The sequence below is a fragment of the Gordonia sp. LMA484 genome (assembly GCF_058129505.1).
On sequence record NZ_CM176700.1, the window covers coordinates 5,110,465 to 5,123,815 of the forward strand.

At 66.1% G+C, this 13,351-nt stretch carries 14 protein-coding genes; 8 read left to right on the top strand and 6 right to left on the bottom strand.

Features of this window, described 5'->3' with window-relative positions:
• Positions 1-198: 198 nt before the first annotated feature.
• Positions 199-837 carry a transglycosylase SLT domain-containing protein gene (locus tag AC4AMJ_RS22715; RefSeq protein ID WP_489898875.1) on the bottom strand — a complete coding sequence of 213 codons (639 nt, stop codon included), beginning with the start codon at positions 835-837 and terminating at the stop codon, positions 199-201.
• Positions 838-1,550: 713 nt separating this feature from the next.
• On the opposite strand from AC4AMJ_RS22715, the gene AC4AMJ_RS22720 reads away from it, so the two are divergent.
• The 4 genes from AC4AMJ_RS22720 (at position 1,551) to AC4AMJ_RS22735 (ending at position 4,193) form a co-directional block, all read left to right on the top strand.
• A complete protein-coding gene (locus AC4AMJ_RS22720) occupies positions 1,551-2,273 on the top strand; it encodes a hypothetical protein (RefSeq protein ID WP_489914862.1) in 723 nt (240 codons plus the stop codon).
• 147 nt (positions 2,274-2,420) lie between these two features.
• Positions 2,421-3,245 (top strand): SHOCT domain-containing protein, encoded by an 825-nt coding sequence (locus AC4AMJ_RS22725; RefSeq protein ID WP_489914864.1) that lies wholly within the window; start codon positions 2,421-2,423, stop codon positions 3,243-3,245.
• A 105-nt stretch (positions 3,246-3,350) separates the two neighbouring features.
• On the top strand, positions 3,351-3,707 hold the full coding sequence (locus tag AC4AMJ_RS22730) for an ArsR/SmtB family transcription factor (RefSeq protein ID WP_489898872.1): 357 nt from the start codon (positions 3,351-3,353) through the stop codon (positions 3,705-3,707).
• Positions 3,708-3,710: 3 nt separating this feature from the next.
• Positions 3,711-4,193 (top strand): SRPBCC family protein, encoded by a 483-nt coding sequence (locus AC4AMJ_RS22735; protein ID WP_489898871.1) that lies wholly within the window; start codon positions 3,711-3,713, stop codon positions 4,191-4,193.
• On the opposite strand, the gene AC4AMJ_RS22740 is transcribed toward AC4AMJ_RS22735, so the two are convergent.
• The 4 genes from AC4AMJ_RS22740 to AC4AMJ_RS22755 form a co-directional block, all read right to left on the bottom strand.
• The gene (locus tag AC4AMJ_RS22740; RefSeq protein ID WP_489898870.1) at positions 4,190-5,284 is read right to left on the bottom strand and encodes an MBL fold metallo-hydrolase; all 1,095 of its coding nucleotides are present in this window, start codon (positions 5,282-5,284) and stop codon (positions 4,190-4,192) included. The genes AC4AMJ_RS22735 and AC4AMJ_RS22740 overlap by 4 nt on opposite strands.
• Positions 5,285-5,297: 13 nt before the next feature.
• Positions 5,298-6,896, bottom strand: a complete 1,599-nt coding sequence (gene mhpA / locus AC4AMJ_RS22745; RefSeq protein ID WP_489914866.1) for a bifunctional 3-(3-hydroxy-phenyl)propionate/3-hydroxycinnamic acid hydroxylase MhpA — start codon at positions 6,894-6,896, stop codon at positions 5,298-5,300.
• Between the two features lie 108 nt (positions 6,897-7,004).
• Positions 7,005-7,937 carry a fumarylacetoacetate hydrolase family protein gene (locus tag AC4AMJ_RS22750; protein WP_489914868.1) on the bottom strand — a complete coding sequence of 311 codons (933 nt, stop codon included), beginning with the start codon at positions 7,935-7,937 and terminating at the stop codon, positions 7,005-7,007.
• Positions 7,934-9,076 (bottom strand): VOC family protein, encoded by a 1,143-nt coding sequence (locus AC4AMJ_RS22755; RefSeq protein ID WP_489914870.1) that lies wholly within the window; start codon positions 9,074-9,076, stop codon positions 7,934-7,936. The genes AC4AMJ_RS22750 and AC4AMJ_RS22755 overlap by 4 nt, the downstream gene beginning before the upstream one ends.
• A 137-nt stretch (positions 9,077-9,213) precedes the next feature.
• On the opposite strand from AC4AMJ_RS22755, the gene AC4AMJ_RS22760 reads away from it, so the two are divergent.
• From AC4AMJ_RS22760 to AC4AMJ_RS22775, 4 genes are all read left to right on the top strand, one after another.
• Positions 9,214-9,861, top strand: coding sequence for a TetR/AcrR family transcriptional regulator (locus tag AC4AMJ_RS22760; protein ID WP_489914872.1), 648 nt, complete (start codon positions 9,214-9,216; stop codon positions 9,859-9,861).
• A gap of 13 nt (positions 9,862-9,874) precedes the next feature.
• Positions 9,875-10,102, top strand: coding sequence for a hypothetical protein (locus AC4AMJ_RS22765; protein ID WP_489900714.1), 228 nt, complete (start codon positions 9,875-9,877; stop codon positions 10,100-10,102).
• Between the two features lie 124 nt (positions 10,103-10,226).
• Positions 10,227-10,814: an Rv1733c family protein gene (locus AC4AMJ_RS22770; protein ID WP_489898865.1), complete on the top strand. Its 588-nt coding sequence runs from the start codon at positions 10,227-10,229 to the stop codon at positions 10,812-10,814.
• Between the two features lie 495 nt (positions 10,815-11,309).
• Complete coding sequence (locus tag AC4AMJ_RS22775) at positions 11,310-12,110, top strand: crotonase/enoyl-CoA hydratase family protein (protein ID WP_489914874.1); 801 nt, start codon at positions 11,310-11,312, stop codon at positions 12,108-12,110.
• Positions 12,111-12,153: 43 nt separating this feature from the next.
• On the opposite strand, the gene AC4AMJ_RS22780 is transcribed toward AC4AMJ_RS22775, so the two are convergent.
• Positions 12,154-13,284 (bottom strand): nitronate monooxygenase, encoded by a 1,131-nt coding sequence (locus AC4AMJ_RS22780; RefSeq protein WP_489898863.1) that lies wholly within the window; start codon positions 13,282-13,284, stop codon positions 12,154-12,156.
• Positions 13,285-13,351 lie beyond the last annotated feature (67 nt).

The following is a 13,351-nucleotide window of genomic DNA, read 5'->3' on the forward strand; positions in this document are numbered from 1 at the left end:
TCCTCAGGGAGCGGTGGTGACGCCTCGCTCGTACCTCGCGACGCTCCTCAGGGAGCGGTGGTGACGCCTCGCTCGTACCTCGCGACGCTCCTCAGGGAGCGGTGGTGACGCCTCGCTCGTACCTCGCGACGCTCCTCAGGGAGCGGTGGTGACGCCTCGCTCGTATCTCGTGACGCTCCTCAGGGAGCGAGAAGGATGTCAGTACGCCGAGTTGACGTTGTCCATCGAGCCGTAGTTGTGTGCCGCGTAGTTGCAGGCGGCGACGATGTTGGCGACCGGGTCCCAGACGTCGAACTTGGTGCCGGCGACGTGATAGGCGGCGAAAGTCGGGTCGATGACCTGCAGCAGACCCTTCGAGGGGATGCCGGCGGCAGCGTTGGAGTCGTAGAGATTGATGGCCCGCGGGTTGCCGGTCGACTCCCGCATGACATTGCGGTAGATGCCGTCGTAGCTGCCCGGGATGCCGTTCGCCCGCATGATGTCGAGCGACTGCCGAATCCAGCCGTCCAGGTTGTTCGCATACACCGGGGCCGGCGGGGGTGGCGGCGCGATGATGGGCGCAGGCGCCGGGGCCGGCTTGGCCACAGGCTTGGCGGCAGGCTTCGGAGCCGGCTTGGGAGCGGTCGAGGCGGCAGCCGTCACCGCGACCCGCTTGATGGGCCCCTGGACCGGTGAGATGACCTGGTGCTCGGCGTGGGCGGCCTCGGTGGTGCTGATCGACCCCGCGGTCACCATCGTGGCCACAGCCAGAGTGGTGGCGCCGACGGCATAGGTGAGGTGACGGGATCGGGACGTGCGGCGCGGGGCGCGTTTGAGCTTGGTGGAGACGACGTTCATGTGTGTGGGTTCCTGAATGGTTTCGGCCGGACGTTCGACCGGCAGCAGACAACCTCCGAGGCGCGCAGACGCGCTCCCGGCGTGTGGGGCTATCGCTGTGGGATGGACTTGTTGACGAAGAGCGGCGTTGGCGCTCTCTGCGCATGGCGCAACCGACCCAACCGGTTCAGGGTCTGCCCGAGAGTTCCTCAGGCGGCCGCGGTGGCAATGCCGGCCTCGATGGCCGGGGCGAGACCGCGGGTTGCGCATGCGGGACGGATCCGCATGGCTAACTCGACTTTCTCGTTACTGCGCAGACTCAGCGTCTGGCTCATGTAGGTAACAGATTGATATACATCCCTGAGAGATGTCCAAGTCGAATGCGGCCGCGAACCCCGTTTTCGCGGTGATCAGCCGGCACGAATCGCAGAGAAATACCCTGTGCCCTGGATCTATGCGTGAATCCGCATAAGTGAGCCGTTTCACAAAGATTGTCAAGTCGAAACGGGCTTTGGTGTCGATTTGTTACGAAACGGCGACGCTTGCGACACCTTCGGGGGATCTCGCGTACCCGTCGCCGTGTCTGATCTGTTGCCGTTTCTTCGCCGATCCGGTGCATGGCGACGACCCGTGGATCGACCGGCGGGTCCTATCCTGCAGTCAACCTGTCTGCGGGGGGCCGCCGAAGGGGATGACCGCTGTTGGACCGAGGGCGTTCTGCTCGAGCCGCCGCGGTGATCGCGGCGTTCCTCACCGTACTCACAATCGGCGGGTGTGATGCAACTGCACCCCCACCGGCCGAACCGTCGACCCCGGCGCTCACCGACCGCGTCCCGAAGGCCTTCGACGAGACGTTTCGCTGGATACCCGGAACCGTCTTCGACGTCTCGGGCCAGGAGGGAACGTTCGTCCGCGCATTCGTCGAATCGTTCGAACTGGCGAATGCAGGACAATCAGTGGATTGGGGCTATCGAGGCTTCGTCGGTGCCGCGCCGTCGAACATCCGTCAGATGATCGGGATCTACCCGCCCGAGGAGTCCACCGCCCATCCTGGCGTGGGAACGGCGTTCTTCACCGGTCTGCGTCGCATGGACGACGGCGACTGGACGCGTATCATCTTGTGCCGCTACGGGTATCGCTCAGTGAAGGTCGGCGACCACGAATGGTCGTCGAGGATCGACACTCCACGTCCGGTCGAGATCGACTTCCGTCGCGGCGGCAGCGTTCCGCCCACCAACACCCGCGGCACGTCGCGCACGCCGAGCGGCAACGTGTTCGGCGACTGGTATGTCAGCCGTTACGACTTCTCCGCCGTCTACCCCACCCCTACCGCCGACGAACGCGCCTGCGCGTCGTCGGTACCCGGCGAGGTGCCGCGACGCGCGTCCGCCCACGGACGCTCGCCATGGCCTGCCATGGCACCGAGTCCGGGATGGTCGACGACGTCGGCACTGTGAGCGTGCCGAAGCGGTGGCCATCCCGGGCCGCGGACAGCACACCGACGGCCGAACGGCCGATTTCCCGCGCACCCTTCTGACCGCGGGTGGACCGGTTCGCTTGTGTAGGCTCAGGGGCAACACTGACCGACGAAAGACTCCCAAACTATGCAGGCCACGGTCACCCCAGAAGCCGAATCCGCCATCGCCGACATCGCCCAACGTCACGGACTCTCCCGCGACGCCGTCCTCGCCATGCTGTTCGCCGTCAACAACGGTGGCGGCACGATGGCCCAGTTCTCCATCCCCGAGCTCGGCGGCTCCGGGCAATGGATGCGGGGCGGGATGACGATGGTCGGCAACATGTTCGACAACGCGCTGAAGGCGCGCGTCGATTCGTTGTGCGCCGAACTGTCCCAGTTGCTGGCCACGATGACGGTGTTTCCCCCGGTCTCGTCGAATGTCCAGGGTGGTTTCACCTCGAACAACTGGTGGCCGGGTGACCTCGGCGTCCCGAGCTCGTCGGGCGGCCAGAACAATGCGCGCTACGCCATCTTCCCGAGCACGCGGCGACTCGCCATCCAGGTCGACGGGCACACAAGGATTTTCGACACCGGTGAGCACAACATCGGCGGTGTCCAGCAGCAGCAGGGCGGTGCGTACGGTTCGGTGACCTTCACCAGCCAGTTCGGCACGTTCGACGTGTCGAGCCTGACCGAGCTGGGCACGCAACAGGTCGCCGACACCCCGGTGGCCGCACCGGCCCCGGAGTACCAGTCCGACCCGGCACCGACGTACTCGCCGCCGCAGACGAACGCGCCCGACTTCGCGGCGACGTCGGCGGGCGGGACCGAACCCGTGGGCGGCGCATCCGACAACGATCCAGGCGCCATCGTCGCCGCGATCGAGTCGTTGGCCGGACTGCATCAACGCGGCATCCTCACCGACGACGAGTTCGCCACGAAGAAAGCCGAACTGCTCGCGCGGTTGTGACGCCTGGTGCCGCGCGTCGGGGCACCAGCCTCCGCAGAAACCCGGATTTCAGGAAATCCTGCCGACCCCTTGTGACATACAACCGATCGGTTGTATGTTGATGGTGTGTCCACGACCGGAGAGGACAGTGAGCAGGAGGACCGGGCAGACGCCTTGTTCCATGCGCTCTCCGACCGCACCCGACGCGACATCATGCGTCGGGTGCTGGCCGGCGAACATTCGGTCTCGACGCTGGCCGCGAAGTACGACATGTCCTTCGCGGCCGTACAGAAGCACGTCGCCGTGCTCGAAAAGGCTGGATTGCTCGTCAAACGACGCAGCGGGCGAGAGCAACTGGCGACCGGCGACGTTGCGGGCGTGCGGGCGGTGTCCACGATGCTCATGGAGCTCGAACAGGTGTGGCGTGGACGCATCGCCCGTATCGACGAACTGATCGAATTCGAACCGCACCAGGAGGAATGACCGATGCCTGTCACCGACGTCACCCATGATTTCGATGCACTGACACTGACCATCAAGGCCGAGTTCGCTGCTCCCCGGACGCGGATCTGGCAGATCTACGCCGATCCGCGACAACTCGAAAAGGTCTGGGGCCCACCGACCTACCCGGCGACCGTGGTCGATCACGACCTCACCCCGGGCGGGCGGGTCAACTATTACATGACCAGTCCGGAAGGCGAGAAGCACGCCGGATACTGGCAGATCATCTCCGTCGAGGAACCGTCCCGGCTCACCTTCACCGACGGATTCGCGCGCGAGGACTTCACCCCGATCGATGAGATGCCGGCGTCGAGAAACGACTACACCTTCGAGGAACAGGGCGGGCGCACGATCGCCACCTATCTGAGTACCTATGCGACCGCCGAGGCGCTGCAGCAGGTACTGGACATGGGCATCGTCGAAGGTGCGACCGGGGCCATCAACCAGATCGACGACCTCGTGCTCTAGTGGGTCACCGGAATCCGCATCAGATCGTTCCCGACGATCACCTTTCCGCGAAATCCCTTCTGCGCCTGTAGCTGCCATGTCGCATCGGGTAGCTGCTTCGTTCCCGGTGCCAGGTGGCTGAGCACGAGGGTGTGCACGCCTGCCCCGGCGGCGACCTCCGATCCGATCCGGGTGACGTCCGAGTGACTGCGCTCGTGATGCTGCACCTGCTCGGCCGAGAGGTTGCCCAGGCCACGGACCACGTTGAGATCGATGGCCTCGTGAACGAGGATGTCGGCTCCCTTGGCAAGGGTCACCATGTTCGGCGTGATTGTGGTGTCGCCGCTGATCACCACCGATCCGTACCGGGTGTCGAATCGGAAAGCGTAGGAGGGGAACACCGGTGGGTGTTCCACCAGGATGGCGCTGACGCGCACCCGGTTGTCGGACATCACCGGGAAGGGTTTCATCGGCGGCGCCATCGTTCCGCGGGCCGATGCGCCGACGTCCGGTGTCGGGATCTCGTGCGCGGTGAACATCGACCGGATGTCAGGCCAGCCTTCGTCACGCATGCGGATGTTGATGTCGTAGGCGGTGGCGGCGATGCTGTTGTCGAGAAAGTCGGCGAGGCCCGGTGTGGGGTTGCCCGGATTGATGGTCGCGCCGGCGCGTCCGATGAAATCCGGTAGTGCGCCGGCGGATTGGGGTCCGTGCAGGTGTACCGGATCCGTCATCGGATCCACCCCACCAAACCGCAGCCACAACAGGGTGAAGAGATCCGCGAGGTGATCGGAGTGCATGTGCGTCACGAACACCCTATCCAGGTTCGCGATGGACAGACCATATCGCTGGAACTGATCGAAGGCACCGTGGCCGAAGTCGATCAGATAGACGCGGCCATCCACCACGAGTGCGGTGGAGATGCCGGTACGACCCGGCATCGGCACCGGCCCGGCGGCCGTACCGAGCAGCACGATGTGCGCTCCGATCGGCGGTATCGGAAGTGCTTGCGCCACTCCGGAACTCCCACGCACGGCGGTCGCCCCGGCGACTGCGGCACCGCCGGCGGCCACCATTGCCGACCGCAGCGCCGTACGGCGACTGAATCTCATTGACTGTCCTGTCTCATCGGTTGTGAAGTGACTCGGCTGTCCGAAACGCCGGCAGATACGTGTAGACCGCGGACACCGACGTTCCGGCGACCATCACTACCCGGTCGGGCCGCACCACCGCGACTCGCGCACCGCCGGCGCGCAGCCACTCCCCCAGCGCCGAGTTCGGTGTCACCTCGAGGACGGTAGCGCCGCGGCGGGCGACCTCGGCGCGCTGCGACGGGGTGGGTGCCGTTGTGGTGACCAACAGAAAGCCCGGCGGCGTCACTTCGTCGAGTCGCCGATCCCCCTCCTCGACAACGGCGTTGGGGATCAGTGTGCCCGCGAGGGAGCGCGGATCGAGCGACGCCACCGGCGTGCCCGCGACGCGGCCTCGCGACCACCCGCGCTGCACGAACGCCGACGCCGACAGCGCCGGGGTGGCACCGTCCACGGTCTGCTTCGCCAGGCCCGGGACACGTGGCAGCAGTGGTGCGACGATCCGACGGGTGACGTCGCCGGCCCGCCCACCGCCGGTCATCGTGATACCGATGGTCATCGCGAGCTTGATGAGCGCGGTCGCATGCGGCCTGCGTTCCTGTTCGTAACTGTCGAGGGCGGATTCGGGCAGCGTGCCGTTCAGCACGCCGGCGAGTTTCCACGCCAGGTTCATCGCATCACGCTGGCCTGCTCCCATTCCTTGACCGATGAACGGCGGGGTCAGGTGCGCGGCGTCGCCGAGGAGGAAGATGCCGCGATCCCGCCACCGCTGCGCGACGTGGGCCCGGAAGGTGTACTCCCGCGACCGAACCAGAGTGAGCTCATCGAGCTCGACACGGGTCAGCCACGGAGCCAGCAACGGTTCCAGTGCTCGCAAATCGGGGAGGTCATCGGCGCTCTCACCGTCGAGGAGCTGAAACTCCCAGCGATATCGCATGTCACCGACCCGCATGAAGGTAGCGGCCCGACGGGCGTCGCACACCTGCAGGACGCCGTCCCATTGCCCGAGGTCTGCGGCGGTGTCGATGTCGACGACGAGCCACCGTTGGGTGAATCCGAGATCGCGCCAGCGCACGCCCATCGATGCGCGGACCACGCTGTTCGCGCCATCGCACCCCAACACGTGACGCGTTCGCAGTAGATGTCTCTCGCCGGTCGTCCGGTCGGACGTCTCGACACGGACCTCATCGCCTTCGTTGACGACGAGATCCACCTGGGTGTCGGTGCGCAGCGCAACCAGAGCACGGCTCTGGACGGCGCGCCGCAGAATCTGTTCGAGATCGGGCTGATCGAACATGGACGCACCGGGAAAGCCATGCCTGCCCACGGCGGTATCGCGCCCGAACTCGGACAGCACGCGCAATGACCCGTCGAGAAGCCGCAGGCCACACGCCGGACGCGAATGTTTGGCGAACTCGTCGCCCACCCCGATGACCGAGAGGATGCGGTAGACCTCGTCGTCGAGGTGGACCGCCCGCGGCTGCGGATAGGGATCGGCCCAACGCTCCAGGATCGTGGAACGCACGCCGAGGTCGGCCAGCAGGGCTGCAGCCGTGAGTCCGGTCGGTCCTGCGCCGACGATGACGACCGGTGTCTCCGGATGGTCCGCGACTGCATGGTTCTCATCGGTCATCGCGCAGCGCTCCGCTCCTCGGTCGACCACTCCCAGCGCAGTGGCAGCCGGTCGAGGGCCACATCAGCGAATCGGTGGGCATCGGCGCCAAACCCAATTCACCTGTGGTCATTGGTACCTCACAACCGTTCGCTGCACACCGAGATCCAGCTTTCCGTCGTCGGTGGCGATGGCCAGTTCCATCACGTCACCGTCGCGCAAGTACTTGGGATTCTTGGCCTGGCGTGCGAAGAATGACTTCCACTTGACCGCGGGTGGCAGCAACGAACCGATGATCTCGATGGGCTTCGGCGGCGCCTTGAGCGCCGTACCTCCGGGTGTTCCGGTCAACACCAGATCGCCGGTCTCGAGTCGTTGGAACCGCGACAGTGCCTGCAACGCCGCCAACGGCGGATAGATCATGTCGTCCAGGGTGGAGTTCTGGCGCACCTCGCCGTTCACGCGTGTCGTCAGTCGCAGATTGTTGACCTGCTCGAGATCGCCGGGCTCCAGAATGACCAGGACGGGACCCACCGGGGTGAAGGTTGGATACGACTTCGCTTCGTAGAACTGGGTTTTGGGCAACTGAACGTCGCGTGCCGACACATCGTTGGTCACCACCAGAGCCGCGATGTAGCGGTCCAGGTCGGCGCCGGTCACGGTCGTCCCCACCGGGATCGTCTCACCGATGACCAGCCCCAACTCCACCTCGTAGTCGAGCAGTTGCACGTGCGCGGGTTTGCGCACATCGGCGGTCGGTCCGCTGATCGACCCGGAGGTCTTGCGGAAGAACGTCATCGGCACGGAGTCGGGATTCATGCCCGAGTCACGCACGTGGGAGGCGTAATTGGTCATCTGGGCGACCACTCGGCACGGCGTGGTGACCGGTGACACCAACGCCAACGTCGCGGTGTCCACGGCCTCGCCGGCGGCGGCAGCCGCGATGGCCGCTCGATCCGCGAGAAGCTCGGCGGTGGTGATGGCAGTGGTGTCGATGCGGCGGGCCTCGGTGCCCGATGCGACCCACCAGGCGTCGGCGGTGCGCAGAACGGAAATACTCATGAGGAGGCAACTTTCAGTAGGCCCAGCAGCCGCTGGACGTCGAACTCGTTGTCGGATTTGCGAAGTGCGCCGAGCATGGCGGCGACCTCGCGAATGGACTCACGTCCCGGCTTGACGCCGAGAAAGTCTGCCGTCGCCGGCGGTCCCCACTGGTTGAGGCCGGACGCCGTCATGGGCGCCCACCCGGACTCGAGGGTGCAGTCGAACATGTCGCCGTCGGCGAAGTGCTCCACGAGAAAGCCGTCGGGGTCGCGCCAGTAGTCGAAGATCTGGCTGCCCTGGATGTGGCGGCCGATTCCCCAGGACCTGAAATGGCCGCGCTCGAGCAGGTATTCCCCACCTTGTGCGAGGGAGTCGAGATCGCAGACCTGATAAGCCGAATGCACATAGCGGTTAGCGGGACCCAGCATCATCGCCAGGGTGTGGTGATCGGCCGGGGTCGAGCCACGGTCACAGCGGATGAAGCTCATCACCGGCCCCCGCTGACGTTGCCCGGGATAGAACAGGAAGTCGCTCACGATGAGTCCGAGCGTCTCCAGATACCAGTTGAGCGTCTCGAGGTACCGGTTCGACTGCAGGACCACGTGACCGAGGCGTTCGACGACGGCCGGTTCCCGGGGCGGTCGCTGTGCCACATTCGGGCGGGCCATGAGGCCGGCGATGTTGTAGGGCCGCCCGTGCTGGGTCGGCAGCGCCGACAGCACGGTGACGTCGGAGACAACCTGCACCCGGGCCCCGCTCGGATCTCTGGTGGTTGCGACGATGCCGCCCAGGGTCTCCGGAAGGCGTTCGACGCGTGCGTCCACGTGAGAGGCGAACGCGTGCACATCCTCGTCACAGGCCGCCAGGAAGGTCGGGCCGATGAACCTCGACTGCTCGCCCCGACGGACCAGGACACACGGGGGGCCCGCCAGCGCACCACGCAACTGCAGTTCGTCGGTGGAGTGCAGCGAGGTCGCGAACCCGAAGTCGGTGGCGAACGCAGCCGTCCGCATGAGGTCGGGTTTCTCGAACTCGAGCCACGCCAGGTCCTCGACCTTGATGACCGGATTCGGATGGCGGCCAGGGTGCTCTCCCGGCAGCGCACCCTGGTCCACGTGCAGATCGTGATGCCCATCGTGCGGTGTCTCGAGATTCATTGCGAAAGTCCCTTCACGAGCACTTGATGACGATATCGTCACATATGCTGATTAATTCAGTCAACCCTTTCTGACGAAATCGTCACAGTTGAGATGGAGCGGTAAGATCAGCGCTGACGAGGAAGGGGCGCGGTGCGATGACAACAGACACGAACGAGACGCTCAGCCGTTCGGAGCGTCGTAAGTTGCGGACCCGCTCCGCGCTGATCGGCGCGGCGCAGCAGTTCCTCGCCGACGGCCGCGAGAATGCGTCGGTGCTCGACCTGACGAATGCGGCCGACGTCGGGATGGGATCGTTCTACAACCACTTCGACAGCAAGGAAGCGCTGTATCAAGCGGCCGTCGACGCGGCGCTCGAGGCGCACGGTGCGTTGATGGACCGCTTCACCGCGGACATGGCCGATCCGGCGGAAGCCTTCACACAGAGCTTTCGACTCACCGGACGGCTACACCGCCTACGTCCGGCATTGAGCCGCGTCCTGCTCCAACGCGGCAATGCACTACTGCTGGCCGATGACGGACTTGCCCCCCGCGCCCGCCGCGACATTCTCGCCGCTGCCGAAGCCGGAAGGTTCACTGTGGACGATGTGGAGACAGCGATGGTCCCTGTTGCCGGCGCGGCGATCGCGCTCGGCGCCTTGCTGCACGCGCAGCCCGACCGCGAGGACGGACCAGCCACCGATGCCGTCACCCACCGAGTCCTGCTCTCGTTGGGGATGACTCCCGACAATGCCGCCGATCTGTGCCGAAAGCCGTTGCCCGATCTCCGGTTCACGGAACCATGAGCGTGTGCCTGTGATGGGCACCCTGGACAACCCGACAAACGTGGTGATGTTGACCGTCACCCTGGCCCTGGGCGTCGCCGCAACCGGCTGTGCGGTCACGGCCGCATACGTCTACCTGCGCCCGAATCCGGTCCGCGATCGCGAAGCGCGTGACCGCCTCGCCCGCCGCTGGCTGTTGGCCACCGCGGTCCTCGGCTTCACGATCATCGCCCTGCGATTCGTATGGGTGTTCCTGATCTGACTTCCGGCGAAATGTGATGTTGGTCCCGGCTGGCGGGAGAAAACTGGCAACCGGCCGTATCTGGTGCCACCATGGAAAGGTGCGTCGTGCAACTAATCGAGATGGTCGGCTCCGGTCGTCATTCGTGGGTTCGCCACGCCGTTGGCCGGTTGTCCGGCTGTTCAGTCGCAACCCGCTGATTCGCCGGAGCGATCGCGTTGAGGCTCTCACCATCTGTATCGCCACCATTCTGGCGCTGCTCGCGATCCCGCTCGCGGTACTGATCGAAGGCCAGGTTCATACCTCGCAGAATGCGGCGATCGCACACCAGGCGGCGACCATCCATCCCGTCAAGGCAACCGCCGTGGACGACGCCACCGCCGTCGTCTCCGAAGGAGTGAGCGGGTCGGTCGTCACCGCGCGATGGACGTACCAATCCGTGTCACACACCGACACCGTGAACGTCGATGACGGCACCATCAACGCCGGCGACCCGGTCAACGTGTGGGTCGATCCCGAGGGCAACCCCACTCACGCGCCTCTGACCGCAGCCGGCGCCGCACTGAACGCCGCCGTCACGGCCACCGCGTTCTACCTCGCCGCGGTCGCGATGCTGGTCCTGATCGCCCTGGTCGTGCGGGGAATGCTCGGACGGTTCCGTGGGCGCGGGTGGGACATGGATCTGGCGTTGCTCACCGGCGGCGGCGACGGCCGCGTCCCGCGGCACTGGTAGAGGCCCGGCGCGCCTGCGAGCGCTACCATTTCGCCTGAGCATCGCCGAAGTCTGCGACGTCGCCCCCGGGTCCAAGCATCCCCGAAATCTGCGCGCCCCCCCGGTTCCTGAGGAGCCTCCGAGCCTGCGACGTCCCCCATCGGCACGAGCATCGCCAAGCATGCGACGTCACCATCGGCATGAGCATCGCCAAGCCTGCGACGTCACCCCCGGTCCCTGAGGAGCCTCCGAGCCCGCGACGTCCCCCGGTCCCTGAGGAGCCTCCGAGCCTGCGAGGATGCGTCACGAAGGGCCACCCTTCGTGACGCTCGCACACTCGCTCCCCAAGGATCGGGTGGTCACGCACACTCGCTCCCCAAGGATCGGGTGGTCACGCACGCACGCTCCTCACGGATCGAATGGCTCGCTCCCCAAAGACCGAGTGCTCACCCTCGCACGTACGCTTCTCAGGGATCATGTGGTGACGTTCGCAAGCAACCACTCTCAGGAGCACCCATGTCGCCCACGCCGCACGCGGAAGGTTCGCCCGACGTCCTCGTCGAACACGACGGCGGTATCACCACCATCGTGCTCAACCGCCCGGACCGTCGCAACGCCGTCGACGGGCCGATGGCCGCTCAGCTGCGGACGGCGTTCGAGCAGTTCGAGGCCGACGAGACCCAGCGCGTCGCGATCCTGTGGGGAGCCGGCGGAACATTCTGCGCCGGGGCCGATCTCACATCCGTGAACGACCCGCCGCGGCGGCACGAACTCGACCCACTCGGCGGCGGTACCGGACCGATGGGCCCGACGCGGATGGCATTGACCAAACCCTTGATCGCCGCCGTCAGCGGGTACGCGGTGGCCGGAGGGCTGGAACTCGCCCTCCTCGCCGACCTGCGGGTCTGCGACGACGACGCCACGTTCGGGGTGTTCTGCCGACGCTGGGGTGTGCCACTCATCGACGGGGGCACGGTCCGCTTGCCCCGCCTCATCGGCCAGGGCCGCGCGTTGGACATGATCCTCACCGGCCGTCCGGTGCGGGCGGCCGAGGCGTTGACTTTCGGCCTGGTCAACCGGGTCGTGGCGTCCGGCACCGCGCTCGACGCGGCACGCGAGATGGCCGCCCAACTGCTGCAGTTCCCGCAGGAATGCATGCTGGTCGACCGCGCCTCCGCGTTCCGATCCTTCGACCTACCCCTCGATGCGGCACTGCGAGCCGAGGGCACGGCGGGGGTACCCGTCGTCGCCCGTGAGGGCGCGGCCGGTGCAGCGCGATTCGCGGGCGGCGCGGGTCGTCACGGGAGCTTCGGCTGACGTCTGTCCCCGTGCCCGAGGATTGCCTCTGGGTACGAGGCGGCTACTGCACCGCGTTGGCCAGGCTCTCGAGCGTGCTGGTGGCGTCGATGTATTCCTGTACCCACCGTTCGATCACGGCTGCCGACCGTTCCACCTTCTGGAACTGGCCCACGACCTGACCGACCGGGTTGAAGGCGACGTCGATGCTCTCGTCGGGGAACTTGTGGGTGGCCGCCACCGCCATCCCGGAAACCATGTACTGCAGCGGCATTCCGAGGGGATCGGGGTTGTTCGGGTTCTCCCACGCCTCGGTCCAGTCATTGCGCAACATCCGGCACGGCTTGCCGGTGAACGACCGGCTGCGCACGGTGTCGCGACTGCCGGCGTTGATGTAGGCGGCCTGCTGGACCGGCGTGTTCTCGGACTCCTCGACCATCAGCCACTGCGACCCGGTCCACGCGCCCTGCGCACCGAGGGCCAGGGCCGCGGCGATCTGTTGGCCGCTGCCGATGCCGCCGGCAGCCAGCACCGGAACCGGCGCGACCTCCTTGACCACCTGCGGCCACAAGACGATCGACCCCACCTCACCGCAGTGGCCTCCACCTTCACCCCCCTGGGCGATGATGATGTCCACACCCGCGTCGGCGTGCTTGCGCGCCTGTTTGGGCGAGCCGCACAGCGCGGCGACCTTGCGCCCCGCGTCGTGGATCTTCTCGATCATGTCGACGGGCGGGGTGCCGAGCGCGTTGGCGATGAGGCTGACCTTGGGATGCTGCAGCGCGATCTCCACCTGCGGGGTCGCCGTCGCCTCGGTCCAGCCGAGAAGCTGCAGCGAGTTGTCGTCATCCTCGTTGAGCGGGACACCGTGGTCGACGAGCAGCTTGCGTCCGAAGTCGAGCGTCTCGGCCGGCACCATGTCCTGGAGCATTTTCGTCAGCTCCTCGGTGGACATGCCGTTGGCATCCATCCCCTCGTATTTGTTGGGGATGACGATGTCGACACCGTAGGGATGGTCGCCGATGTGCTCGTCGATCCAGTTCAGCTCGATCTCGAGCTGCTCGGGGGTGAACCCGACAGCACCGAGAACACCGAAACCGCCCGCCTTGCTGACCGCCACAACCACGTCGCGGCAGTGAGTGAAGGCGAAGATGGGAAACTCGATGCCGATTTCATCGCAGATCGGTGTGTGCATGCGGACTCCTTCAGCACGGACGAGACCATAAGTAGAACGTGTTCTACTCTGGATACCCGAAGACCGC

Excerpts from the sequence above, each read along its gene's own strand:
- AC4AMJ_RS22740 (WP_489898870.1), bottom strand. The coding sequence starts at position 5,284 with ATGAGATTCAGTCGCCGTACGGCGCTGCGGTCGGCAATGGTGGCCGCC.
- AC4AMJ_RS22715 (WP_489898875.1), bottom strand. The coding sequence starts at position 837 with ATGAACGTCGTCTCCACCAAGCTCAAACGCGCCCCGCGCCGCACGTCC.
- AC4AMJ_RS22760 (WP_489914872.1), top strand. The coding sequence starts at position 9,214 with ATGACAACAGACACGAACGAGACGCTCAGCCGTTCGGAGCGTCGTAAG.
- AC4AMJ_RS22750 (WP_489914868.1), bottom strand. The coding sequence starts at position 7,937 with ATGAGTATTTCCGTTCTGCGCACCGCCGACGCCTGGTGGGTCGCATCG.
- AC4AMJ_RS22755 (WP_489914870.1), bottom strand. The coding sequence starts at position 9,076 with ATGAATCTCGAGACACCGCACGATGGGCATCACGATCTGCACGTGGAC.
- AC4AMJ_RS22725 (WP_489914864.1), top strand. The coding sequence starts at position 2,421 with ATGCAGGCCACGGTCACCCCAGAAGCCGAATCCGCCATCGCCGACATC.
- AC4AMJ_RS22765 (WP_489900714.1), top strand. The coding sequence starts at position 9,875 with ATGGGCACCCTGGACAACCCGACAAACGTGGTGATGTTGACCGTCACC.
- AC4AMJ_RS22780 (WP_489898863.1), bottom strand. The coding sequence starts at position 13,284 with ATGCACACACCGATCTGCGATGAAATCGGCATCGAGTTTCCCATCTTC.
- mhpA (WP_489914866.1), bottom strand. The coding sequence starts at position 6,896 with ATGACCGATGAGAACCATGCAGTCGCGGACCATCCGGAGACACCGGTC.
- AC4AMJ_RS22735 (WP_489898871.1), top strand. The coding sequence starts at position 3,711 with ATGCCTGTCACCGACGTCACCCATGATTTCGATGCACTGACACTGACC.
- AC4AMJ_RS22775 (WP_489914874.1), top strand. The coding sequence starts at position 11,310 with ATGTCGCCCACGCCGCACGCGGAAGGTTCGCCCGACGTCCTCGTCGAA.